This is a genomic window from Enterococcus mundtii (assembly GCF_003957375.1).
Lineage (GTDB): Bacteria > Bacillota > Bacilli > Lactobacillales > Enterococcaceae > Enterococcus_B > Enterococcus_B spodopteracolus.
This window is the reverse complement of sequence record NZ_CP025473.1, coordinates 1968765-1994147: the sequence shown is the minus strand read 5'-3', so window position 1 is coordinate 1994147 and position 25383 is coordinate 1968765. Positions and strand designations below refer to the sequence as shown.

The 25383-nt window shown below is 38.2% G+C and carries 21 protein-coding genes, 3 pseudogenes and 1 other annotated feature; of the genes and pseudogenes, 21 read left to right on the top strand and 3 right to left on the bottom strand.

The window, feature by feature from the left end; genetic code table 11:
* From CYK55_RS09695 to CYK55_RS13845, 9 genes and pseudogenes are all read left to right on the top strand, one after another.
* A complete protein-coding gene (locus tag CYK55_RS09695) occupies positions 1 to 852 on the top strand; it encodes an L-ribulose-5-phosphate 3-epimerase (RefSeq protein WP_126134245.1) in 852 nt (283 codons plus the stop codon).
* Between the two features lie 171 nt (positions 853 to 1023).
* Positions 1024 to 2094, top strand: a complete 1071-nt coding sequence (locus CYK55_RS09690) for an ABC transporter permease (protein ID WP_010734825.1) — start codon at positions 1024 to 1026, stop codon at positions 2092 to 2094.
* Positions 2095 to 2109: 15 nt separating this feature from the next.
* Positions 2110 to 2777, top strand: a pseudogene (locus CYK55_RS09685) (ABC transporter ATP-binding protein).
* A 17-nt stretch (positions 2778 to 2794) separates the two neighbouring features.
* Complete coding sequence (locus CYK55_RS09680) at positions 2795 to 3370, top strand: TetR/AcrR family transcriptional regulator (RefSeq protein ID WP_034687530.1); 576 nt, start codon at positions 2795 to 2797, stop codon at positions 3368 to 3370.
* A gap of 531 nt (positions 3371 to 3901) precedes the next feature.
* The gene (locus tag CYK55_RS09675; protein WP_034687528.1) at positions 3902 to 6490 is read left to right on the top strand and encodes a glycosyl hydrolase family 18 protein; all 2589 of its coding nucleotides are present in this window, start codon (positions 3902 to 3904) and stop codon (positions 6488 to 6490) included.
* Positions 6491 to 6833: 343 nt separating this feature from the next.
* Positions 6834 to 7007 carry a hypothetical protein gene (locus CYK55_RS13860; RefSeq protein ID WP_235186284.1) on the top strand — a complete coding sequence of 58 codons (174 nt, stop codon included), beginning with the start codon at positions 6834 to 6836 and terminating at the stop codon, positions 7005 to 7007.
* Positions 7008 to 7061: 54 nt separating this feature from the next.
* A complete protein-coding gene (locus CYK55_RS13855) occupies positions 7062 to 7208 on the top strand; it encodes a glycosyl hydrolase family 18 protein (protein WP_235186283.1) in 147 nt (48 codons plus the stop codon).
* Between the two features lie 45 nt (positions 7209 to 7253).
* Entirely contained in the window at positions 7254 to 7538 is a 285-nt protein-coding gene (locus tag CYK55_RS13850; protein WP_235186282.1) for a hypothetical protein, read from the top strand.
* A gap of 281 nt (positions 7539 to 7819) precedes the next feature.
* On the top strand, positions 7820 to 8182 hold the full coding sequence (locus tag CYK55_RS13845) for a carbohydrate-binding protein (RefSeq protein WP_241234770.1): 363 nt from the start codon (positions 7820 to 7822) through the stop codon (positions 8180 to 8182).
* 127 nt (positions 8183 to 8309) lie between these two features.
* Here the strand turns inward: CYK55_RS13845 and CYK55_RS09665 are convergent, their stop codons facing one another.
* Together CYK55_RS09665 and rnhC are read right to left on the bottom strand one after the other, a co-directional pair.
* The gene (locus CYK55_RS09665; RefSeq protein ID WP_034687526.1) at positions 8310 to 9212 is read right to left on the bottom strand and encodes an N-acetylmuramoyl-L-alanine amidase family protein; all 903 of its coding nucleotides are present in this window, start codon (positions 9210 to 9212) and stop codon (positions 8310 to 8312) included.
* A gap of 81 nt (positions 9213 to 9293) precedes the next feature.
* Positions 9294 to 10208 (bottom strand): ribonuclease HIII, encoded by a 915-nt coding sequence (rnhC, locus tag CYK55_RS09660; RefSeq protein WP_034687524.1) that lies wholly within the window; start codon positions 10206 to 10208, stop codon positions 9294 to 9296.
* Positions 10209 to 10413: 205 nt separating this feature from the next.
* On the opposite strand from rnhC, the gene zapA reads away from it, so the two are divergent.
* The 8 genes and pseudogenes from zapA to CYK55_RS09620 all read left to right on the top strand — a co-directional run bounded on the left by zapA (position 10414) and on the right by CYK55_RS09620 (position 20790).
* A complete protein-coding gene (zapA, locus tag CYK55_RS09655; protein ID WP_034687522.1) occupies positions 10414 to 10848 on the top strand; it encodes a cell division protein ZapA in 435 nt (144 codons plus the stop codon).
* Positions 10849 to 10877: 29 nt separating this feature from the next.
* Positions 10878 to 11426, top strand: coding sequence for a CvpA family protein (locus tag CYK55_RS09650; RefSeq protein ID WP_010734833.1), 549 nt, complete (start codon positions 10878 to 10880; stop codon positions 11424 to 11426).
* Between the two features lie 109 nt (positions 11427 to 11535).
* Positions 11536 to 13896 (top strand): endonuclease MutS2, encoded by a 2361-nt coding sequence (locus CYK55_RS09645; RefSeq protein ID WP_126134244.1) that lies wholly within the window; start codon positions 11536 to 11538, stop codon positions 13894 to 13896.
* An 85-nt stretch (positions 13897 to 13981) separates the two neighbouring features.
* Entirely contained in the window at positions 13982 to 14296 is a 315-nt protein-coding gene (trxA, locus tag CYK55_RS09640; RefSeq protein WP_010734835.1) for a thioredoxin, read from the top strand.
* 266 nt (positions 14297 to 14562) lie between these two features.
* On the top strand, positions 14563 to 16341 hold the full coding sequence (gene uvrC, locus CYK55_RS09635; protein WP_126134243.1) for an excinuclease ABC subunit UvrC: 1779 nt from the start codon (positions 14563 to 14565) through the stop codon (positions 16339 to 16341).
* Between the two features lie 143 nt (positions 16342 to 16484).
* Positions 16485 to 17384, top strand: coding sequence for an ABC transporter ATP-binding protein (locus CYK55_RS09630; protein ID WP_034687515.1), 900 nt, complete (start codon positions 16485 to 16487; stop codon positions 17382 to 17384).
* Positions 17377 to 18639 carry an ABC transporter permease gene (locus CYK55_RS09625; RefSeq protein ID WP_010734838.1) on the top strand — a complete coding sequence of 421 codons (1263 nt, stop codon included), beginning with the start codon at positions 17377 to 17379 and terminating at the stop codon, positions 18637 to 18639. The genes CYK55_RS09630 and CYK55_RS09625 overlap by 8 nt, the downstream gene beginning before the upstream one ends.
* A 253-nt stretch (positions 18640 to 18892) precedes the next feature.
* Positions 18893 to 20790 (top strand): annotated as a pseudogene (locus tag CYK55_RS09620) (fructose-1,6-bisphosphatase).
* A gap of 96 nt (positions 20791 to 20886) precedes the next feature.
* Here CYK55_RS09620 and CYK55_RS09615 read toward each other — a convergent pair.
* Positions 20887 to 21605 (bottom strand): annotated as a pseudogene (locus CYK55_RS09615) (gamma-glutamyl-gamma-aminobutyrate hydrolase family protein).
* Between the two features lie 218 nt (positions 21606 to 21823).
* Positions 21824 to 21871, top strand: a sequence feature (sodium ion sensor (DUF1646 type); this cis-regulatory element may regulate processes involved in with the transportation of sodium ions).
* 108 nt (positions 21872 to 21979) lie between these two features.
* Here CYK55_RS09615 and CYK55_RS09610 point away from each other — a divergent pair.
* From CYK55_RS09610 to CYK55_RS09595, 4 genes are read left to right on the top strand one after another with little or no spacing between them, the layout of a single operon-like run.
* A complete protein-coding gene (locus tag CYK55_RS09610) occupies positions 21980 to 22303 on the top strand; it encodes a hypothetical protein (protein ID WP_034687508.1) in 324 nt (107 codons plus the stop codon).
* Complete coding sequence (locus CYK55_RS09605; protein ID WP_034687506.1) at positions 22290 to 24284, top strand: V-type ATP synthase subunit I; 1995 nt, start codon at positions 22290 to 22292, stop codon at positions 24282 to 24284. The genes CYK55_RS09610 and CYK55_RS09605 overlap by 14 nt, the downstream gene beginning before the upstream one ends.
* Positions 24285 to 24307: 23 nt before the next feature.
* On the top strand, positions 24308 to 24778 hold the full coding sequence (locus tag CYK55_RS09600) for a V-type ATP synthase subunit K (protein WP_010734843.1): 471 nt from the start codon (positions 24308 to 24310) through the stop codon (positions 24776 to 24778).
* A gap of 16 nt (positions 24779 to 24794) precedes the next feature.
* Positions 24795 to 25379, top strand: a complete 585-nt coding sequence (locus CYK55_RS09595; protein WP_126134242.1) for a V-type ATP synthase subunit E — start codon at positions 24795 to 24797, stop codon at positions 25377 to 25379.
* Positions 25380 to 25383 lie beyond the last annotated feature (4 nt).

The window sequence follows — 25383 nt, the reverse complement described above, 5'->3', positions numbered from 1 at the left end:
ATGACGAGAATCGGACTTTATGAAAAGGCACTGCCTAGCGGATGGTCGTGGCAAGAGCGGTTAGATGCAGTAAAAGAATTGGGGTTTGATTTTCTGGAAATATCGATTGACGAAAGCCAGGAACGATTGGCTCGTTTAGATTGGACGAATGAACAAATCGCTGAGTTAAAGGAAGCGATAGCGATTTCGGGGATTGCTATCCATTCGCTTTGTTTAAGTGGGCATCGGCGTTTTCCATTCGGCTCAGTAGATATCAAAAAACAAGAAAAAGCCTTATCTATGATGAAAAAAGCGATACAGCTTGCGTATCAGTTAGGCATCAGGATCATACAAGTGGCGGGATACGATGTATACTATGAAAAAAAATCAATAGAGACAAGAGAAGCGTTTATCAGAGGATTGCGTACCAGTATCAAAGAGGCAGCACAGTTTGGGATAATCTTGTCGATTGAAGTTATGGATGACCCATTTATGAATTCCATTCGTAAATTCATGGAGATAAAAAAACAACTCCCTTCTCCTTATTTACAAGTTTATCCTGACTTAGGAAATCTATCAGCGTGGCCAGAAAATAATGTGGCGATTGAACTTGAACAAGGCATCGAATATATTACTTCGATCCACCTAAAAGATACGCAACCAGTAACAGCTAGTAGTAAAGGTAAGTTTAGAGACGTTCCGTTCGGTCAAGGTTGTGTGGATTTTTCTGGCTTATTTAAAACATTGAAACGTGTAAATTACGACGGACCATTCTTGATTGAAATGTGGAGTGGTCAGGATAAGGATTATGAAAGTCAGATTTTACAAGCGAAAGAATATCTATTGCCAAAGTTAAAAGAATCGGGATTTTAACCTCACTTTTTTTGGTGAAACTTGTAAATAAACGATTGACATATTCCATATTGAATATAATCAACTCAATTATTTTTTCTTTAATTGATTATTCTGAGCAGATTATTCCTCTAAAAATTTATCAAGTGATAATATATATTTATCAGTTGATAAATTTTTAGGGGGAATTTTATGTTTTTAGCATTAAATGAAATCATTCATTCAAAATTACGCTATGCCTTAGTGACAGGTGTCATGTTTCTAATTGCGTACCTTGTCTTTTTTTTGACAGGATTAGCCTATGGGTTGGCACAAGACAATCGAACTGCTGTAGATAAATGGGAGGCAGATACCATTGTTTTATCAAAAGATGCCAATACAAACTTAGGGATGTCGATGATCACGAAAAAGATGGCAGAAGAAGTGAAAGGTGATCAAGTCGCTTATTTAGCTCAAACACCTGGAGTAGTCACGAGTCCAGATCGTCCAGATGCTGATAAAGTCAATGTTAGTTTTTTTGGAATCGATCAAAACCAATTCATCATGCCGAATATCGTGGAAGGAGAAGAATTCCAGTCAAATGATGAAGCAGTCGGTGATATCAGTTTAAAAGAAGAATATGGCTTAGATATTGGAGATACGATCAAATTATCAGGAAGCGACAAGACATTTAAACTGACTGGATTTACTGAGAATGCCAAATTCAATGTCTCTCCTGTCGTCTATACAACGATCAATGCGTACCAAGAGATACGATTTGAGAAACAAGATGCAACTGATAATGCTCGTATCAATGCAGTGGTCGTGCGAGGAGATGTGGATAGCTTACCGGATGATCTAGAGAAAATCAGTATTTCGACATTCATTAATGAACTACCAGGGTACAATGCACAAGTATTGACGTTTGGTTTCATGATCGGCTTTTTGATTGTGATTGCAGCAATCGTGATCGGCATTTTCATCTATGTATTGACCATGCAAAAGATCAATATTTTTGGTGTACTGAAAGCCCAAGGCGTTACTGGTGGATTTATTGCACGTTCAGTAGTTGCACAAACGTTCTTACTTTCCTTTTTCGGTGTCGCTCTTGGATTGTTTGGAACGTTCGTTACATCACTTGTTCTACCAGATGCTGTACCATTCCAAAGTAACTGGTTGTTTTTCGGTGTGATTAGTGTAATGATGTTGATCGTTGCTATTTTAGGGGCGCTTTTCTCTGTTAGAACGATCGTAAAAATTGATCCATTAAAAGCAATCGGATAGAAAGGAGAATGGGAAATGAAAGCAATTGAATTTATAGATGTTGAAAAAAGTTTTAAAGATGGTGATCAAACCGTCCAAGCATTGAAAAAACAAATGTCAGTGTCGATAAAGGGGAGTTTGTCGCAATCATTGGACCATCTGGTTCTGGAAAGAGTACCTTCTTAACGATTGCAGGCGGTTTACAGACACCAAATAAAGGAACCGTCAAGATCAATGGAGAAGATTTCAGTGAACAACCGGAGAAAAAACGAGTAAAATTACGGTTTAAGGAAATCGGATTTATTCTTCAAGCTTCCAATCTAGTTCCATTTTTGACCGTCAAAAAACAATTGGTACTAGTCGATAAGATCAAGCATGAAAATCGACAAGAGGAGGCAAAAGAATTATTCCAACAACTTGGGGTGGATAAACTCCTTAATAAGTATCCAGAAGATCTTTCGGGTGGTGAACGACAAAGAGTGGCAATTGCTCGAGCGCTATATAACGATCCATCAATTATTTTGGCAGATGAGCCAACAGCTAGCTTGGATTCAGAAAAAGCAGTAGAAGTTGTAGATATTTTAGCGAAAGAATCCAAGGAAAAAAATAAAGCAATCATAATGGTCACTCATGATACCCGACTTATTGACAGATGTGATAAAGTATTTATGATAGAAGATGGTGTCTTTCGAGAAAAAAAATAAGTCAGAGGGTGTAAAAGTTGGTCCATCGATACAATAAAGATACACAAGAGAAAATTTTAAAAGAAGCCAATCGTTTGTTTATGTCAAAAGGTTATCAAGGAACTTCAACACGTGAGATTGCTAAAAATGCTGGAATCACGCAACCAAATCTTTATCATTACTTTAGCGATAAAGAAAAATTATATTGTGCAGTCTTAGAAGAGCATTTGAGTACTGTAGGCACAGACTTAAGAGCAATCTTAGAAGAGAACAAACTTGATTTTAAACAATCTTTGACTAAAATGACGAAGTATCTGATCGATACCCATCTCTTAGACCTATTTATGATGCACCATGATTTAAAATCAAACCTTTCTGCCGAGACACGAAATCATCTTTTTACCTTGTGGAAAAAAAGTTATCGTGAACCATTTGAAGTGATTTTTTCGACAAATCAATCTTTGATGCGCACTCATGTTACGACAGAAATTGCTGCAAAGCACTTTTTTCTTCTGTTAGCACCATATATCACCGAATCTTCTAATTCACTTGAAAACCCATTTAGTGTGGAACGACTGATCGATTTATACCTTCATGGTGTGGTAGCTGATTAAATACGGTGATGACAGAAGTGTCCAGCTCCGAGAAAAAAGCCGAGAAACCCAAAATTGTTTTTCAAATTTTGGGTTTCTCGGCTTTTTATCAAGGAGTCACTTCTGGAACATCGTTTATTTGATTTTTAAGATTAGAAACAAAAATGAATTTAATTTCTTGTCCTCTACACTTTTTTTGTTATTCTATTTTCTCTGATTGTTATTTTTTAATTAAAATAATGAGGGATATTTAATTTTTTTGGCAATTGAGAAAAAGAGGTGAAAAGCAAGTGATATAAAGATTTTTAATAATAACAATTATAAATTAGATAGATAACCAAAGTGATTTAATTTGTTTTTTTAATAATTTTAGGAAAACGGTTGAAAAAGCCATTTTCAGGTGATAATATTCTGTTAGCAACAAAAGTTTCACTGAGTTTAACTCACTATTTTAGAGAAATAGAGGGGGGATGAATAACATATTTTCGTATTTATTTTGTTACATAATTGTTTTTTGAAAAGTGAATAGTGTAAAAAGGGGAGAATTTAAAAATGAAAAGTGTTAAAAAAATTGGGTTGGCAGCAATGTTATTTTCTTCTGTTGTCTCAACGGCGCTTCCGACAATTGGGGAATTGTCTATCGTCAATGCAGAAGAAATCCAACAAACAGAACAACAAGCAACTTATAGAAACGTAATGTACTATGGTGACTGGTCGATTTGGGGCGGCGAAGGTAACTTTTATCCAAAAGATATCCCGGCTGATCAATTGACACACTTGAATTTTGCCTTTTTAGATTTTGATAGTAACGGCGAATTAGTCTTTACTGATACAGACGCAGCGACTGGTGCACCTGTAGGATTACCTGGTGTACAATGGAACTCTGCTAGTTCTGGCATCTTAAATGCGATTCAAGATTTACGTGGGAAAAATCCAAACATGAAAATTGGTGTTTCATTAGGTGGTTGGTCTAAATCAGGAGATTTCTCTGAAGTAGCAGCAAACCCGACGAAACGTAAGAACCTTGCAGAGAATGTAGCAAAATTTATTAAATATACAAATATGGACTTTGTCGATGTTGACTGGGAATTCCCGGCAGATGTACGTCAACCAGACCTAGTGGATAACGTAAATGATGAAGGAACGCCAAATGCAAAACCTGAAGATAAAGATAATTACATAAAATTATTAGATGAAATTCGTGAAATAATTGATAAACAAGGCGAAGAATTAGGAAAAACATATGAACTGTCTGTTGCATTACCAGCAGCTCAAGGTAAATTAAATTCAGGTATTGACGTGAAACGATTATTTGATGTTGTCGATTTCGCAAACATCATGACTTATGATTTAACTGGTGCATGGTCAGATACAAGTGGTCACCATTCAGCACTTTACGGGAATCCAGCTGATCCTAATTATGATGAAGGCTTCTCAGTGGATCAAACAGTACAGTACCTACGTGAGAAAGGTGCGGCATCAGAAAAAATCGTTATCGGGGCAGCATTCTATACTCGTGGATGGGACGAAGTGGCAAAAGGAGATAATGCAGAGACACCGGGATTATTCCAAAAAGCAGAATTATCAAGTCAAGATGCCGATCAAACACCAAGTTATGGAGCGAAAAACAAAAATCCATTAAAAGTAGGCGACGGTGGACGTGCTAGTGGTATATGGCCATACCGTGATATTGAAACATTACTTGGTGATACATCTGGATTGAAAGAATATTGGGATGATGTAGCGAAAGCACCATTTATGTATAGTGAAACAACTGGTGAATTCTTTACTTACGAAAATAAAAAATCAGTGACTTATAAAGCTGAATATGTAAAAGAAAACCAACTTGGTGGAATTATTTCATGGCAACAATCACAAGATAAAGAAACAACTGGGACAAAACGTGATGAGTTGACCAATACAATCAAACAAGGACTGTTTGCCAGCGAGAAACTTCCAGAATTTGAGATCAAAAGCACCCCATTAAATGTAGATGTTGAAATCTCAACGTATACACAGTATGGCGTTAGTGGGTACGATGTTAAAATTACCAATAATGAAAAAGTGGAAGAAACTTCTTCTGTACTGAAATTAGTTGAATTTTCACAAGAAACAATCAAATTACCTAAATTGGTGATCCCAATGGCGACAAACGAAAAACTGGGCGCTGGTGATTACCAAGCAGGTACTGTAACAAATGTGGATGGCGCTGCAATCATTGATTTGTCTTCTGTATATGATGGCAAAGAAATCGCACCAGGGGCATCTTATGAGTTCAGATTGAGTTCAAGTGCTGGTGAGGCAGATGTCGCTGTCGACAATATCGACTCAATCACTTTGAGCCAAAGAATTGGTGACGAAGGTATCGAAATCAACAAACAAGTAATTTTTGGTGAAGGTTCAACAACTGAACCAGGAACACCGGATACAGAAGCACCATCAGTACCAACAGATCTTACGGCTTCTACGATTGGCGAAACAAATATTTCCTTATCATGGGCAAAATCAACAGATGATAAAGCAGTAAAAGGATATTACATTTTCCGCGATGGCAAACAAGTAGGACAATCATCCACAACTTCATTTACTGATGCTGGGTTAACGGCGGATACAGAATATTCATATACAGTAAAAGCGTTTGATGCAGCAGGAAATGTTTCAGAAGAAAGTAAAGTATTAGTGGTTAAAACGTTAGAAAAAGCACCAGTAGATACAGAAGCACCTTCAATTCCTTTAGACTTGAAAGCTTCAACGATCGGTGAGAAAAATGCTTCATTGACTTGGACTCGTTCAACAGATAATGTTGCAGTAGCGGGATACTATGTTTTCCGTGATGGCAAACAAGTGGGACAATCAGCTACAGCTTCATTTGCTGATACTGGTTTAATACCGAATACAGAATATTCATATACAGTAAAAGCATTTGATGCAGCAGGAAATGTTTCAGAAGAAAGCAAAGCATTAGTTGTCACAACTTTAGAAGAAACAACTCCGCCAGCTGAAGGCGAATGGGATGCTAACAAAGTCTATGATTTGGGTGATGTAGTAACTCATAAAGGTAATACGTATCGTGCGAAATGGTGGACACAAGGTGATGAGCCGGGAACTGAACCATGGGGTCCGTGGGAACTAATCGGTTAATTTAAATAAAAAAAGAACAGGGCAGCTTGCCTTGTTCTTTTTTTATAATGTTATTCTGTCGTCGTTATTTATCTTATTTGCTCGAATTTACCGAAAAAAACATGTTAGTTAAAAAATAAACAAAACCACATGGATTAAAAATAACTTGGAACGTGATGGATGTATTCGGTTGCAATTAGTTTCATTATAAAAATTGAATGCTGAATTTATATTTGTAAGACATTTACAATTAAAATTCAGCTGATTTCTAATTTTTAAGGAGTGATAAAATAACTTTAATCTGTGATTTTGGCACGCTTGTTTTTTCTGTAAAAAAACTGAGAAAAAAGGAGATGAGATTGATATGAAAAGAATTAAGAGTATTAGTTTAGTTGCTTTTCTATTTTCTTCGATTATTGCAATGACTTTACTAGCATTTAATGAGTCGCCAGAAGTCTATGCTGAAGAGGTGCGAGAAATTCAGGTCGCGCCTTATCGCAATGTCATGTACTATGGCGATTGGTCGATTTGGTGTTGAGAAGGAAATTTCTATCCTACAGATATTCCAGATCTGATTAGTGTAACAAGTGGATTGACTGAGTACTGGGATGATGTAGCGAAGGGTCCTTATATGTATAGTACAGAAACTGACGAATTTTTTAGTTTTGATAATGTACGTTCGATTGGTTATAAAACACAATACATACAAGAAGAACAATTAGGCGGTGTGATTTCTTAGATGCAATCATAAGACAAAGAAACGACAAGTATAAAATGTGATGAATTGACGAATGCGATCAAAGAAGGATTATTTGGGAATACGCCATTACCACAGCACGAAAATGTTAGCACACCGTTAGATATCTCTTTAGATAGCACGCCTTATACAGAGAATGATGTAAGCAGGTACAAAATCACTTTGGAAAATGATGAAACATTGACAGAAACGTCTACTATAGTAAGCGCTGTTGAAGCTGCCCAGAAAACAGTCAAATTGCCTAAACTTATGCTGGAGTTGAATAGTAATGAAACGTTAACTTCTGGTAACTTCAAGGAAAGGGGGATGTGACTACCACGAACGGCATGGTAACTGTCGATCTAGCCACCGTTTGTGATGGCAGAGAACTTACTCCAAGAGCTTCTTATGATTTCTGATTACAATCTACTACGTCACAGGTTTCGGTTGATCATATTGACACGATCACTTTAAGTCAACGAATTGGAACTAGCGGTATTGAGATCAATCACCAAGTAATCTTTGGTGTAGAAGCGCCAGACCCATCAGATGTTGAAGCACCGTCAATTCCAACAAATGTTGCAGCAACAACGATCAAAGCTACAGAAGTGGCGTTGAACTGGACGGTTTCAATTGATCATCAGCGAGTAGCAGGTTATTTTGTTTACCGTGATGGTCAATTAGTAGGGCAAACAAGAAGGCCATCATTTACAGATACGGGATTAACACCTGATACACAGTATACGTATAATGTAAAAGCATTCGATGCCTCAAACAATGTTTCGGCAGCTAGTCAACCAGTGATCGTTCAAACCTTGGAAGACAGTATGCCTGGATATGCGGTATGGGATGCATCAATAGTCTATCTTATGGGAGATAAAGTCACTCATTTAGGAAATACGTATTGGGCGAAATGGTGGACACAAGGCGATGAAACTGGTACTCAGCAACGGGGACCATGGGAACTGATCAATTAGATCGTTTAAATATAAACAGATTCAGCGGTGGCCATTTACTGACAACTAGTTGCTGATGAAATTGAAGAACCTTGTTGGGCTTGATGAAATATCAATACCTAACGAGGTTCTTGCGTTTAGAAAAAAATTACTGATTAAAATAAGTGAGCAGCGCTTGTGTGATCGATTGCGCCAACTGTTGTTGATAATTAACAGTAGTCAATGTAGCTAAGTCTTCGTCATTATTCATATAGCCCATTTCGATCAAGAGGGAGGGTTGAAGGTTTTCTCTTAACACCTGATAGTTCCCTGTAGCAGTTCCACGAGATGTAATGGGCAGATCCTCCAGTTTTTCAGAAACAGTTTCCGCTAGACGTTGCTCACTATTGTAATAATAATAAGTGGTTGTACCAGTTGCTTCATTGGCCGATTCAGTCGAATCAGCATGTAAGCTGATAAAAAGGTCAGCTGCTTTTTCTTCGCTAAATGCACAAATGTCATCTAATGAAATGTAGGCATCTGTTTCATGTGTCAAATAAACCGTTGCGCCAGCGGCTTCTAAACTCGTTTGTAACTGTTTTGCGGCAGCGAGTGTCACTGTCTTTTCTTCTGTATGTCCATCTGTGCTAAGTGCGCCTGTATCGTCGCCTCCGTGTCCAGGATCTAGTACGATCACCGCTTCTGATAGGTCACTCGGTAGCTCTTGTGTCGAGCGAGTCAGTGATGAGCCATCCGTAAGTGATAAATAGCCAATTTCACCATCATTCGTGGTAATTTTGTAGGCGTTGGCTGTAGTTGAAAGAAGCGTAGCCAGTTCACCAGCATTGACGGAAATAAGCGGTTCACTTAATGACGAGTCTGCATACAATGTGGCATCTTCTTTTCCAATTTTTATGAGGGTCTCTGAAGGAGAATCAGTTGTTTGTATGATGCTAGAGACACTGTTGCTTGTCTGTTGTTTCGCATCTGTTTCTTGATTGCTAAGATCAAATTTGAAAAGGGCAATGGGCCCGATCATACATATAAAAATAATAATTCGCATTTTTTTCATCGTTTCACCTCTTGAACATGAGGATAAACAACAAAACTTAAATCGAACTTAAAGAAAAGTGGAACAAGCTAAAACGGATAGTTAGTTGACTAATTTTTTGGCTTTTTCTGTGTTCGCAAAATGCAATTTTGCATAGTTTGCTAACAAAGCTTCGCCCCCTTTTTTTAAAATCGTTGCAGCGACTTGGTCGGATTTTGTACCTGCACCAGAAGGCAGCGTGAGACCAAGTTCAGCAGATTCTTTGTCCAACTCTTCTAAAAAGCTTGCGCGACTAATGATCGAAGCGGCAGCAACAGCTAAATGATATTGTTCACCTTTGGTAACAAAGTAGAGTTTTTCGGTGAGTTGATTTTTTTCTAAACGAGCGTATTTTTTAAAGTTGGCTTCCGGTGTGAACTGGTCGATCAAAATAGCATCCGGCTTGACTGGTGCTATTTTTTGTAACAATAAGTGGATAGCTTGATTGTGTAAAGCGACCTTCATTCTCACTGCATTATAAGTAGGTTGGATCTCATTGTATTTTTTTGGTGGCAAAACCAGTAATTGATATGGGATCGTGTTCTTTAATACTTTGGCTAATTGAATGATATGTCCATCTTTTAATTCTTTTGAATCTTTGACGCCTAACGTGCGTAATTCTTTCAATTGTGTTTGATCGACATAGGCAGCACAAACAGTCAGTGGGCCAAAGTAACTACCGTTGCCGACTTCGTCACTCCCTAAAACAGATAGTGTTTGTAGATCTTTGGGTAAGGAAGAAGAATTAGTTTGTGTCGAATTTTTTGCTGCAAGTGGGTTTCCCCATTTCGCTGCTTCTTGTTCGGCGCCGGTGCCTTGAAACATCACTTTTCCAGAAGTATAGGCAGTGATCGTTGTGCCATTTTTTTTTGCTGAAAAAAGAGTATATGGAATCGGTTTTTGTACTAGAAATGGACGATACGCCTCTTTCATCTTACTTATTTGATTTTTCGTTACTTTTAAGATAATGTTACTCATGTTTTCCTCCTGTTGCGATCCAGTCGCAAGAAAACTTGTATTTGACTAGATCCAGCTAATTTGAAATCAATGCACACATAGCATTTTTGCAAAGTTTATCATATAATAGTAAAGTATTTATAATGAAGTTTTTCGTGTACGGTTAATTGCTTAACTATATGGTACACTAGTTAATATTTTTGGCAATAGGAGGAGACAGATTCATATGGCACATGAAAAAACACGCTATAAAGCGGTGATTGCGGATCAAACGTATACTATTATCGGGCAAGAATCAAAACAGCATATGGATATGGTCACAAAATTAATCAATGAACAATTAGCTGAACTGAAAGAATTGTCCCCTCAATTAGGCAATGAACAAGCAGCTATTTTATTAGCAGTCAATGCATTTTCCGATCAATTGAAAAGACAGGAAAAAAATTTGAATTTAATAAAAGAAGTCACAGAACTGAAACAAAAAATGGTGAGATTCACAGAAATGGAAAATCGGATCAAACGAATCGAAGCAATTGAAAATGAAGCACGAGCAGTATTGAAAGAAAATGGAAGTGACCATGAAATCAAAAATCATGTGGAAGCACAGCAGATTCTAAATGAAAAACGAAAAGGTCAAATCAAACAAAGATCTTCGAATTGATACTATTATAGAAGAGAAAGGAAGAATGTATGCTTAGTCTTTTGATTTTATTTATTTTGCTGATTGCATTTTTTTCTGGAGCCAGTCGTGGTTTTGCGCTACAGGGAATTTATCTAGTTGGCTATTTTGTCTCATTTCTAGCAGCACAAACCTATTACAAAACATTAGCCAATCATCTGCAATTATATATTCCTTATCCTGCGGTAACAGCCAATTCTAACTTAGTTTTTTTTGATCAAGCTTTTTCATTTAAACTAGATGAAGCATTTTATGCAGGGGTGGCTTTCTTGATCATTTTATTTGTTGGTTGGCTAGTCACACGATTCATTGGGGTATTCGCTCATGGGTTGACGTTTATTCCTGTACTAAAGCAATTAGACTGGGTGGCTGGCGGGGTTTTATCCGTGATCATCACCTATATTTCGTTGGTTCTAGTTTTACGTTTACTGACATTTATTCCGGTGGGATTTATCCAAAACCAATTTAGTGGCAATAATCTTGCAACTTTTATGGTTGAACGAACACCTATTTTAGCAAATAAAATATATGATCTATGGGTGACACAAGTGATTAACTAAGTAAGAGATGATTTCTTGTCAATGACAGAGGCTATGAAGATGTTGGTTAGTCTTGAAGACTGCTTAGCCATCTATCGGCCTCTTTTTTAGTGAAAGTAAGGTGAAAAAAATGAACAAACGCATTCTAGAAACATTAGAGTTTGAAAAAGTAAAACTACAAGTACGACAGTTTGTGATCACAGCACAAGGGCAAGAAGAATTAGCCCAGCTTGTGCCAGTGAATGAAGCAGAGACGATCAGATATTGGTTGGAAGAAACAGAAGATGGTCTAAAAGTCCAACGATTGCGTGGCGGTATCCCAATCCCCAAATTAGAGAATATCCGTCCGCATATGAAACGCATCGAAATCGGTGCTGACCTTAATGGGGTCGAGCTAGCACAAGTTTCTCGTGTCTTATCAACTACTAGTGAGTTGCGACGTTTTATTGATGATTTAGCAGATAGCGAGATTGAGTTTGAGCGTCTTTATTTTTGGACAGATCAATTAGTCGCTATCCCATCCTTGAGTCGTCGTTTGAAAGAAGCAATCGACGATGATGGACGAGTGACGGATGATGCCTCTCCAGAGTTGAAGATGATCCGCCATAATATCCGTAGAAGTGAACAAGCAGTCAGAGAACAATTAGATGGGATCGTTCGTGGGAAAAATGCCAAATACCTAAGCGATGCCATCATTACGATGAGAAACGACCGCTATGTTATTCCAGTAAAACAAGAATATCGTGGTTTGTTTGGTGGAGTCGTCCATGATCAAAGTTCTTCGGGACAAACACTATTCGTTGAACCAAAACAAGTCGTGGAGTTGAACAATCGCTTGCGTCAATATCAAATTGCTGAACGCAATGAGATCCAACGTATTCTAAGTGAGTTGTCGGCGGAGTTGGTTCCTCATCGTCAAGAAATCATCCACAATGCGTATGTCATTGGAAAAATGGACTTGATGAATGCGAAAGCACGCTTTGGGAAAGAACTAAAGGCAATCGTACCGACGATCAGTACAGAAAATATCGTTGATTTGAAGCAAGCCAGACACCCATTGATCGATCAAGAAAAAGTCGTGCCAAATGATATTTCGATTGGAGAAAACTATCAGGCAATCGTCATTACTGGACCAAATACTGGTGGGAAAACCATCACGTTGAAAACATTGGGCTTATTGCAATTGATGGGGCAAGCAGGGTTACCGATCCCGGCGGATGAAGAAAGTCAGATCGGGATCTTTGAAGATATTTTTGCTGATATCGGAGATGAACAATCGATTGAACAAAGTTTATCGACCTTCTCCTCACATATGACAAATACCGTGGATATCCTTTCCAAAGTCAATGAAAAAAGCTTAGTTTTATTTGACGAATTAGGTGCGGGGACTGATCCTCAAGAAGGAGCAGCGCTAGCAATTGCTATTTTAGATGATCTAGGAAAGAAATCTGCCTATGTGATGGCAACAACACATTATCCTGAATTGAAAGTCTATGGTTACAATCGCTCGAATACCATCAATGCGAGTATGGAGTTCAACGTTGACACCCTTAGCCCCACTTATCGCTTGTTGATCGGCGTGCCAGGTAGAAGTAATGCCTTTGAGATTTCAAGTCGTTTAGGATTAGACAACCAAGTCATTGATGAAGCCAAGCAATTGATGAACGATGAAAGTCAAGACTTGAATGAAATGATCACTGATTTAGAGAATCGTCGAAAAATGGCAGAAACAGAATATTTAGAGATGCGTCATTATGTCGATGAAGCGCAACGTCTGTACAATGATTTAAAAGAAGCATATAGCTACTTCTTTGAAGAGCGCGAACAAGAAATGGCGAAAGCCAAACAAAAAGCCAATGCACTTGTCTCTGAAGCAGAAGAAAAGGCAGAAAAAATCATCGCAGATATTCGCAATTTACAAAAACAAGTGGGGCAAGGTACGGTCAAAGAGCATCAATTGATCGATGCCAAATCACAGTTAGCCAACTTGCATCAAGAAGAACAATTAAAGAAAAATAAAGTCTTGAAAAAAGCGAAAGAACAGAAAACATTGAAACCAGGTGACGAAGTACTCGTGACGACTTATGGGCAACGTGGAACATTGTTGCGCAAAAATGGTAACCAATGGCAAGTGGAAATCGGTATCTTGAAGATGAACGTTTCGGAAAGTGAATTGACACCGATCGCTCCTCAAAAAGAACCACAACAACGAGTGATCCATACGGTTCGCTCAGATGCTCATTCCACCGTCTCCAACCAGCTTGATCTTCGAGGGAAACGTTATGAAGAAGCATTAAATGAAGTCGATCTATATTTAGATGCGGCAATTTTGGCTGGCTACCCTCAAGTGACGATCGTTCATGGAAAAGGCACAGGCGCCCTAAGAACTGGGATTACCGATTATTTAAAAAATCATCGTAGTGTCAAGAGCTTCGATTTTGCTCCTGGAAATCAAGGGGGTAATGGTGCGACAATTGTTAAATTTAAATAAAGCTTACTAAAGGTAAGCAAATAGCTCGAATGTAGGTACCAATAGTGCTATACTTAGAGTAGACTAATAAATGGAGGTCTTTGATATGGCTCAAGTAATTACAGATGCAACATTCAACGAAGAAACAGATAAAGGGTTAGTTTTAATCGACTTTTGGGCAACTTGGTGTGGACCTTGTCGAATGCAAGCGCCAATTTTAGACCAGTTAGAAGAAGAATATGACGAAGACGAATTCAGAATCGTGAAGATGGATGTTGATGAAAATCCTGAAACACCACAACAATTTGGGATCATGAGTATTCCAACATTACTTTTGAAAAAAGACGGCGAAGTAGTAGAAAAAGCAATCGGTGTTCAATCAAAAGATCAATTACGTCAAATGATTGCCCAACACTTATAAGATTAAGTAATTAACACATCAGACTGAGACAACAATCATATGGATTGCTGTCTCGGTTTTTTTGCGACTAATGAAGTCATGAAACTGTATAGAGAAGTGGTACAAAACAGTCACAGATGAAGAGAATAGTATCTATTTTTGGAGACAAGATACTTAAAAATTTATACAATAAACCGCGCAAACTTTTTCTTATGTCTCTTCGCTTGATACTTCTATCTCAACCTCTGTTATAATAGCGATATCAGAAATATAAAGGAGCAGTCACCATGAATGAACGAATAAAAAATAAACTTGCATTACTTCCTGATCAGCCTGGCTGCTATTTGATGAAAGACAAAAACGGCACGATCATTTATGTAGGAAAAGCCAAAGTCTTGAAAAATCGTGTGCGTTCCTATTTTACTGGAAGTCATAACACGAAAACGGAGCGATTAGTCAGTGAGATCGAGGACTTTGAATACATTGTGACAGAATCCAACATTGAAGCATTACTGCTAGAAATCAATCTGATCAAAAAGAATGATCCAAAATACAATATTATGTTAAAGGATGATAAAACTTATCCTTTTTTAAAAATCACGAATGAAAAATATCCTCGTTTGGTGATCACTCGTAAAGTATTAAAAGACAAAGCCTTTTATTTTGGGCCTTACCCGGATGTTGGGGCTGCGAATGAAACAAAAAAGATTTTAGATCGTTTATTCCCTTTACGAAAGTGTAAACCAACTCAGACAAAAGAACCTTGTCTTTATTACCATTTAGGTCAATGCTTATGTCCCTACTATTTTGATGTAGATCCAGCGGAATATACAAGTATCGTGAATGAAGTCAAACGCTTTTTGAATGGTGGTCATGAGACGATCGAAGCGGAGATCAAAGAGAAAATGGCTAATGCTGCAGAAAATATGGAATTTGAAAAAGCAGCAGAGTATCGTGATCAAATCAGAGCCATTGAAACGATCATGACAAGACAAAAAATGACAAACACTGATTTGATTGATCGAGATGTGTTTGGTTATGCCATTGATAAAGGCTGGATGTGTGTCCAAGTATTCTTTGTACGTCAAGGAAAGCTGATCGAACGAGATGTATCGATCATTCCTTTTTATAATGAAGCAGAAGAAGATTTCTTAACCTATATCGGACAGTTTTATCAAGAAAATGAACATTTCATTCCAAAAGAAGTGGTGATCCCTGATACGATTGACCAACCGAGTGTTGAGGCGTTGTTAGCGACGAAGGTCATCCAGCCAAAACGTGGTGAGAAGAAAAAGTTAGTGGAACTGGCCAATAAAAATGCAAGGGTGGCATTGAACGAACGATTTGATTTGATCGTTAGGAAACAAGAACGAACAATCGGAGCGATCGAGCGCCTTGGTAATGCGATGAACATTCCAGCACCCATCCGGATCGAGTCTTTTGATAACTCTAATATCATGGGAACCGATCCCGTAGCGGCGATGGTGGTATTCATCGATGGAAAACCAGCAAAAAAAGAATACCGTAAATACAAAATCAAAACGGTCGTTGGACCGGACGACTATGCTTCGATGAGAGAAGTCATCTACCGCCGCTATGCACGTGTGATACGAGAAGAACTGCCATTGCCTGATCTGATTTTAATCGATGGGGGGAAAGGGCAAGTCGATGTAGCGAAGGATGTATTAGAAAATCAATTAGGTATCGATATCCCCGTCGCTGGAATGGCTAAGAATGATAAGCATAAAACCAATGAGTTGTTATTTGGGAATGAATTAAAAGTGGTTCCGCTCGAACGAAATTCACCAGAATTCTTTTTATTGCAACGTATCCAAGACGAAGTACATCGCTTTGCAATCACGTTTCATCGTCAGTTACGTAGTAAAAATAGTTTTGCGTCGCGCTTAGATGAAATTGAAGGATTAGGACCAAAACGAAAAAAAATGTTGTTGAAAGAGTTCAAATCGTTAAAAAACATCACCGCTGCGTCAATTGAGGAGTTACAAGAAATTGGTCTACCAAAAAATGTCGCACAAAATGTTTTCGATAAACTGCATAAAAATTGAACTGAGGGCGCTTTACAAAACCTGTAAAGTGTCCTATCATTTTCATATGTACAATAAAAAACAATAACATAAGTTCTTATGTATAAGTTATTTTCATATCGTACAGTAAAGGATCGAGGAATTTAGGATGAAGGAGTGAGAAAATGCTAGAAGTAAAGGATTTGGTTAAGACATTTGGCAGTTATACAGCTGTTGATCATGTTTCTTTTCAAATACCTGATGGGAAAATCATGGGATTGATTGGGCAAAACGGTGCAGGAAAAACAACGACTTTTCGTTTGATTTTAGATTTTTTGACGCAAGATCAAGGAGAAGTACTATGGAACGGCCATCATTTGAGTGAAAAAGATTATGATATCATTGGGTATTTACCTGAAGAACGAGGGCTTTATCCCAAGGTATCGATTCAAGAACAGTTGATCTATTTTGCTGCATTACGGGGAAAAACAAAAAAAGAAATTGAACCTAAGATCGATTTTTGGATGGAAAAATTTCAAGTAAAAGGAAAAAAAACAGATAAAGTTAAGTCCTTGTCAAAAGGAAATCAACAAAAGGTACAACTGATTGCAACACTGATCCATGAACCTAAGTTGATTATTCTAGATGAACCTTTTAGTGGATTGGATCCAGTGAATGCTGAGCTACTCAAAGATGGAATCATCGAACTGAAGAAAAACGGCTCATGTGTCATTTTTTCTAGTCACAACATGGATAATGTTGAAAAGATTTGTGACCACTTGATCATGCTTCGAAATGGTAAGATGGTACTAAATGGGAAAGTCCACGAGATTCGAGAAGCATTTGGACGAACAAAGCTATTTTTGGAGTCTGGATTGTCACAACAAGAAATAGAGGGAATTGCTGGGGTCAATAAAGTGATCCTTCGGGAGGATCAATCATTGGAAATCACGTTGGATCATCCAGATGTAGGAAAAGAGATCTTTACCCGTGCAACACAATTTGGCTATATTCCAATGTTCAATCAACAACCGCCTACTTTAGAAGAAATCTTCAAGATGAAAGCAGGTGAGCTACATGGGTAAATTTTGGATCATCACGAAAGATGTCTATTTGAAAAATGTCAAATCGATTTCTTTTATTATTATGATATTAGTCCCGTTTGTCTTGATGGGTGTGATTTATTTAGCAGGTAATTTTGCTCAACAAAACAGTGAAACAGATAAAATCGGCGTGATTGCTGAAGACCAACAAATCACTGATTATTTGAGTCAATCCGATATGGGGGATTTCCACTTTGAAGCTTTTTCATCGGAGGATGAAGCCAAAAGTAAGTTATCTGACGAAAAGATCGATGCATACATGGTAGTCACGACAGATAATGGAGAAGTATCTGGAGAATTATTTAGTGAAAACTCATTAGGCCAAGCAACACAACTGTTGATCCAACAGCAGTTGACTGGTTTACAGTCGATGATGCGGGCAAGTAGCTTAGGAATTTCTCCTGAAGAAGTGGCTGCATTAAGTCAACCGGCTGGATTTTCACGACAAAAAGTTAGTTTTGACGCAAATGGTGAAATGACGATAGGAGAAGATAACTCAGCTGTTCAATATGCAGTCAGTTATGTCGCAACGATCATTCTATTCATCATCATCTTGACGTATGCACAGATCATCGCTCAAGAGATTGCTTCAGAAAAAGGGACAAGAATCATGGAAGTGATCTTGTCTAGTACCACTGCACAAAAACATTTTTATGGAAAACTAACAGGAGTTCTGCTAGTGGCAGTCACTCAAATGGCTTTATACGGTATCATTTTTGCTGTAGGATTCAACCAGTTCAAAGATATGGAAATCGTTAAAAGTGTACTGGATGGGATTTCTTTGGATAGTATTTTCGGGCCATTCTTATGGTATTCTTTACTATTTATGTTCTTTGGGATTTTGATCTACGCCGTGTTAGCTGCCTTATGTGGCTCACTGGTCAACAAAGCCGAAGATACAGCAAAAGCGATTTTACCAGTGACGTACCTTTCTTTAGGTGGTTATATGTTAGGATTGATCCTTGGTGCATCTGATCCGAATAATATCGTGATCCGCATCACTTCATACATTCCATTCCTATCTTCATATATCATGCCGATCCGCTTGGCAAATGAAACGGTTGAAATAAGTGGCGTTTTGATTTCTTTGATCGTCCTAGTGATCATCACATTCGTATTGATGTTCATGTCCGCAAATATGTACAAATCAAACGTGCTTGTTTACAGTGAAGGTGGTATTTGGACGTCATTGAAACAATCGATTTCAATCATGAGAAATGAACGCAAAAAGAAATAAATGTTGAAGTTGTAACAGAAATGTTCAACAATGAGAAATAAGCCGAGACACTCGAAAATTGTTCTTCAACTTTCGGGTGTCTCGGCTTATTTTCGTAAGAGCTGCTTTTAGACGTATACCTAGAGCGCTTTTGTTTGATTCAAAAAATTCACGATTTTATATGTACCTATTTTTTATTTATCAAAGTAATTTTGTTGTAAATATCCATTATGTATCCTATAATTTTAGGTATACCAATTTTGGAGGCGTTTGGATGGATCAATATTTAGAATTATTGTCAGAAAAATTCCCAACAAAAGAAGAAGTCATTACGGAGATCATCAACTTAGAAGCAATCCTACAACTACCAAAAGGAACCGAATTATTTTTAAGTGATATCCATGGAGAGTTTCCAGCATTTGATCATATATTGAGAAATGGTTCAGGGAATCTACGAGAGAAAATCAAAGATTTATTTCGAGAATGTTTAAGTGAAGAAGAGATGAAACGATTAACGATTTTTGTTGCATATCCGGAATACGCATTAGCGACTGACTGGTACAAAAAACAAGACAAAACAACGTTGATCCATCAATTGATCGAGTTACTGCGATTCACTTCTGTTAAGTATACGAGATCAAAAGTAAGAAAAGCCTTACCTAAAGAATATAGTTATATCATTGAGGAATTATTGTATGTCGATGATCGTGTGCAAGGGAAAAAATCTTATGTGAGTAAAATCGTTGATCAGTTGCTTGAGATGAATGAAGAAGAGCGCTTTTTAAAAAAGTTAGCGCAGACGATTCAACGAATGGTAATCGATCATGTCCACGTGGTCGGAGACATCTTTGATCGGGGACACAAGCCGCCAAAGTGATGGACCGCTTGATGGAGATCCATTCAATCGATATCCAATGGGGCAATCATGATATTTTATGGCTGGGAGCATATTGTGGCTCGGAAACTTGTTTGTTGACCTTATTGCGTATCGCTGCGCGGTATAATTATTTATTCGAGTTGGAAAAAGAGTACGCGTTGAATCTGCGTTCCCTTTGTTCGTTTGCGACAGAAACTTATCAGACAAACCCTTTGTTTACACCTAAGAATAGCCAAGACGCAACGGAACGCGAGAGAGAAGAGATGGAGAAAATCCATCAAGCGCTTGTGATCATGCAATTCAAACTAGAATCGCAATTGCTGAAACGACGACCAGAATTTGAGATGGCGGAACGGGATATGTTAGCGAATATCGATTATGAAAAAAATGAGTTATTTCTGGATGGTCAAAAGTATACGATCCATCACCCATGTTTCCAGACGATTTCTGCGCAGGAACCGGATCGTTTAACGGCAGACGAACGACGAGTGATCGATATGTTGCTGTATTCTTTTCAACATTCACTCCGGATGCAAAAACATATGGATTTCCTTTTAGAAAAAGGTAGGATGTATCTCGTCACGAACCAAAGTATCTTATTTCATGGCTGTATGCCAGTAGATGAACATGGTGAGTTTCTAAGTTTTAAACTTGGGAGTGAGACGTATCAAGGGAAACAATTGATGGCATTTTTTGAAGAACAGATTCGTGAAAGTGCTAAATCACTGAAGAAAAAAGAAGACTTAGCGACTGATTTGATTTGGTATGCATGGAGTGGACCTTACTCGCCGTTGTTTGGTAAAAGTAAGATGGCTACGTTTGAGCGTTATTATTTAGCAGAAAAAGAAACGCATGTGGAAGTCAGCAATGCTTACTATCGATTACGAGACAAAGAATGGTTAAGTCAAAAAGTGAGGCGTGAGTTCGGTGTACCTGTTTATGGTTCAGTGATCATCAATGGACATACACCAGTCAAAGTGAAAAAAGGGGAGTCACCAATCAAAGCGGACGGAACAGTTTTCGTGATTGACGGTGGTTTATCAAAGGCCTATCAAAGAACAACAGGTATTGCAGGGTATTCGTTGCTATGCAACTCTTATGGCTTTCAAATTGTGACCCACTACCCATTTTTAGGCATCGAGGAACAATTTGAAACAGCCAATGGCTTGGCAGAAGTTAAAAAGGTCATTGATCAACAGTTGCCACGAAAATTAAATCGTGATACGACAAAAGGGAGCGAATTGCAGCGACAAATCCAGCAATTGAAACAGCTGCTTGAGTATCGTAGAAGGTAACTGCTGGTTGATGTGCCTTGCATAAAATGAATGAAAGCCCGTCTAGCCGAAACAACATGTTCCTGCTAGACGGGCTTTTCATTTCGTTTGTAACAATCATAACGATTGTACAAAATAATCAAATAATTTTTGATCGAGTGGATTTTTTTGATGAATAAGCTCAGGATGCCATTGAACACCCAGTATTCGTTGGTCGGATCCTTTACTTTCAACAGCTTCCACCAATCCATCAGGAGAATACGCTGTTGCTTTTAGTGTGGGAGCAAGATCTCTGATTGCTTGGTGATGATAAGAATTTACAAAATAAGAAGTAGGTAATACTTCGTGGAGTATACTATCTGGTTCGACTGTGATTTCATGCGTAGCAAATTGTGGGGGGTTGGTTGTTGTTCATGTTTCACTGACCAATTTGGATATAACGTAAGGTCTTGGTAAAGATTCCCTCCTAACGTTACATTCAATAATTGCATCCCACGACACACAGCTAAGATCGGTTTATTTTGTTTTAATGCTTCATTGATCAACGCCTGTTCAAATAGATCCCGATTCAGGTTTGTTTCTGTCAATTTAGGGTGAGGCGCTTCATTGTAGAGCGAAGGACTGATATCCTGACCACCAGCAAGGAGTAGCTTATCGACGAGCTGAATGTAGTCACGAGCGCTTTCTGTGGAAGAAATAGGGAAAAGCAAAGGCAAGCCCCCTGCTTGCTGTACCGCATCAACAAAACCTTGCGGGGTGTAAGTGACTTGATTTCCTTGAAATGTTTCTGTAGCCCGCAGTAATTGATTGGCCGCGATACCAATTTTTTGATGCATACGATTTCCTCCATTCATAAACTATTTCTATTTTAGCAATAGTTTAAAAAAAATTAAAATATTTGTTTTGGAAAACGTACGTAATTATATAATAGGTAGAATGTTTATCTAAAGTTGCTCATTTACTGTCAGTTGTGAACTTTCTGAAAGGAAAAAGGGATCTGTTAGTTGAAATTTTATCTGAATTTGTTATACTTATAAGTAAGAAATATATAAATGGTTGGGCGCAAGCTTCAAGGATCTAGTTCTTCAAGGGGTGAGAAGAACATTTTTTTGAAAGTGCCTAGATTATCTGAAGTTATTTTTAGAGGGACATACTTTCAATGAAAAAAGAAAGGATGTCCCTCTTTTTTTAGAGAAAGGAAGTGGGGAATATGCTAGAAGCCTTGGAAAAAATCAAACAAGCTGAAAAAGAAAATGAACAAGCGATGAAAAAGCTTCAGCAAGAGTTAAAAGATTATAAAGAAGCAAAAGATGTCGAATTGGATCAATTTCGTGCAAGTCAAAAACAACATTTGGAACAGTTGTTTGAAGAAAAAAAACGAGCGGAAAAGCAAAAAGCTATTGCTGAAAAAAATAAATTGAACGAAGATGCTAGACGATTGCAATCCATCGTAAAAGAACAATATGAGAAGCAACGTCAGCAAGCAGTTGACGCGATCATTGAAAGGGTGAAAGAAACCTATGGCCGTCACTAAGATGGAAAAAGTGACTCTTATTTCCGATAAACAAAATCAGGATGCCTTATTACAAGCAATCCAAGGTATCCAAAATGTAGAGATTCGCGATCTTTTTCAAGAAACGACAAATAATCAATGGGTGGATACTTATTTTCCTAAGGCAGCGATTTTCGAAAAAGAACCGATCGTCAATGCGCTTACTAGTCGGATCATGCAAACAAGAGAAGCTGTTCAATTCATTGATCATCATGGGGACAAACAACAAAAGAAACAACACCTCAAACGAAGAGAAGTGACCTTGCAGGAACTAGAAGCAAATTATTCGGAAGAAGATTTTACGAAGCGTTTAACTGAAATATTAGACTTAAAGAAACAATGGGAAACATTGGCAGAACAACGAGAACAACTGTCAGAGCAGGAAGACTGGTTGACACATTGGGCAAATCTGGATTTTATGCCGCAAAGCTTTAGTAGTCACCAAACAACAGTTGAGATGGGAACGATCAGTGTTGCTAATGCGACAGAATTTAGAGAAGCATTAGCAAAAGTTCCAGAGGTCTATGTGGAAGAAGTCAGTGAAACAGATCACTTCGTTTACTTGACTTACGTGGTGCTCAAAAATTCAGCATCTATTGTCGATGAGATTGCTACTCGTTATGGTTTTGTCAAAGAAGCATATCCTTATGAGCAAACGCCAAAAGAACAGCTACAGAAAATCAAGCAAGAGTTGCAAGCTTGTTACGAAGCACAAAAACAATTAGCAATCAAAATCGGTCGCTGTAGCAGTTACATCCAAGAATTGGAATGGGCAGAAGAAATCCTATTGGCAATGGCAGAACGAGAAGCAGTGAAGGATCGGTTTGTCATGGCGCCTTACCTGATCGTTCTCCAAGGATGGGTCGGCGAGGACGAAAAGCAAGAATTGATCCAGCAGGTAGAAAATACGTTGTCTGCTGATGAAGTCTTTCTTAGCTTTGAAGCGCCCACCGAAGAAGAGATCGATCAAGAAGTACCAACGAAATTGAAGAACCATCCAATAGTGGCACCTTTTGAAATGCTGACGGAAATGTATAGTTTACCTAAGTATCATGAAATTGATCCGACACCATGGATGACGCCATTTTATCTTGTCTTTTTCGGGATGATGGTGGCTGATATTGGTTATGGTTTACTCATGCTTATAGGCGCAATCATTGCGCGAAAATTGTTGGTATTGCCTCGAGGAATGCAGCGATTTGCTAAGTTTTTCGAAATCTTAGCGATTCCGTCAATCATCTGGGGATTTATTTATAGTTCCTTCTTTGGACAAGCGTTACCGACCGAAGTATTAGGTATCCACTTACCCTTCCCATTGTTGTCTACAACAGATGATGTCAATACGATTTTAGTCTTGTCTGTCATTTTTGGGCTTATCCAAATCTTAGTCGGATTGTTTCTTGCAGCGAAAGAGCATATCAAGCGCAAAGATTACGTGGATGCGATCAATGATGGATTTGCCTGGCAAGGGATTTTAGTGGGAGTCGTCCTTATATTGCTTGGTAGTATGATTCTTAAAAACCCGATTTTTGTTTATCTAGGTGCAGGATTAGCGATTTTATCAGCGCTATGTATTTTGGTCATTCCGATTTTCCAATCTTCATCTAAAGCCAAAGGTGCTGCAAAAGGAGCCTATAATTTGTATGGTTTGACTGGTTATATCGGTGATCTAGTGAGTTATACACGATTGATGGCTTTGGGGATCTCTGGTGGGAGTATCGGCGCTGCCTTCAATATGTTGGTTGCTTTCATGCCGCCAGCCGCACGTTTTAGTGTCGGGATCTTATTGATCATCGCTTTACATGCATTGAATATGTTCTTGACCTTGCTTAGTGCCTACGTGCATGGCGCGAGATTACAATATGTCGAATTTTTCGGCAAGTTTTATTCCGGAGGCGGACGGGCCTTCGATCCACTGAAAACAGCGGAAAAATATGTCAATATCAATCATAAGAAAAAGTAAAAAAATTGGAGGAATTTTAAAAAATGATGGATTACTTAATTGCTCAAAATGGTGGAATGGTGTTTGCGGTATTAGCGATGGCAACGGCCACGATCTTTTCAGGGATCGGATCAGCGAAAGGTGTGGGGATGACCGGTGAAGCCGCAGCTGCATTGACGACAAGTCAACCGGAGAAATTCGGACAAGCGTTGATTTTACAATTACTTCCCGGAACACAGGGACTTTATGGATTCGTAATCGCCTTCTTGATCTTTATCAATTTAAATGCAGATATGTCGGTTGTGCAAGGGCTGAATTTTTTAGGCGCATCTTTACCAATCGCCTTTACAGGTTTGTTTTCTGGGATTGCTCAGGGGAAAGTATCTGCTGCAGGTATCCAGATCTTAGCGAAAAAACCAGAACACGCAACTAAAGGAATTATCTTTGCCGCAATGGTTGAAACTTATGCAATCTTAGGCTTCGTTATTTCTTTCTTATTAGTATTGAATGCTTAAACAAGGAGGAAAAACAATGAACGCCATTGATAATATCATTCGTCAAATGAATGAAACAGCTGAAGCAGAACGAGCGGCGTTTGAAAAAGCAGAACGTGAAAAAATCGATCAGCAGTTCAAAATCGAGCGTGCGCGTTTAGAAGCAGACAATGAAAAGCAAAAATCGAAAGAGCTTGAAGAAATCGAAAAGAGTTACCGTCAATTAAGAAATCGCCAACAGGTGGAAGTGCGTCAAGCAACACTCAATGAAAAACAAGAATTTTTACATCGTTTGTTTGCTGAAGCACGTCAAGAATTAGAAAATTGGCCAGGAGAAGATCAACTTGCCATCATGTTCAAAATGGTACAGAATTTATCCTTATCTGGTGATGTTACTTTATTAGCCGGAGAAAAATCTGCTGCCATTTTAACTAATGAAGTAGTGACAAAGTGGAATCAACAGTTACCTTTTACCTTGCATCTAAGCGATCGAAGGATTGCCAAAGAAGCAGGATTTTTGATTGATGACCAAGGTGTACAATACAACTTGGTCTATAGTGATCTAGTACAAGAAGTGCAAGAACAAATGCGCTTTGAAATTGCGAAACAACTATTCGAGTAAGGAG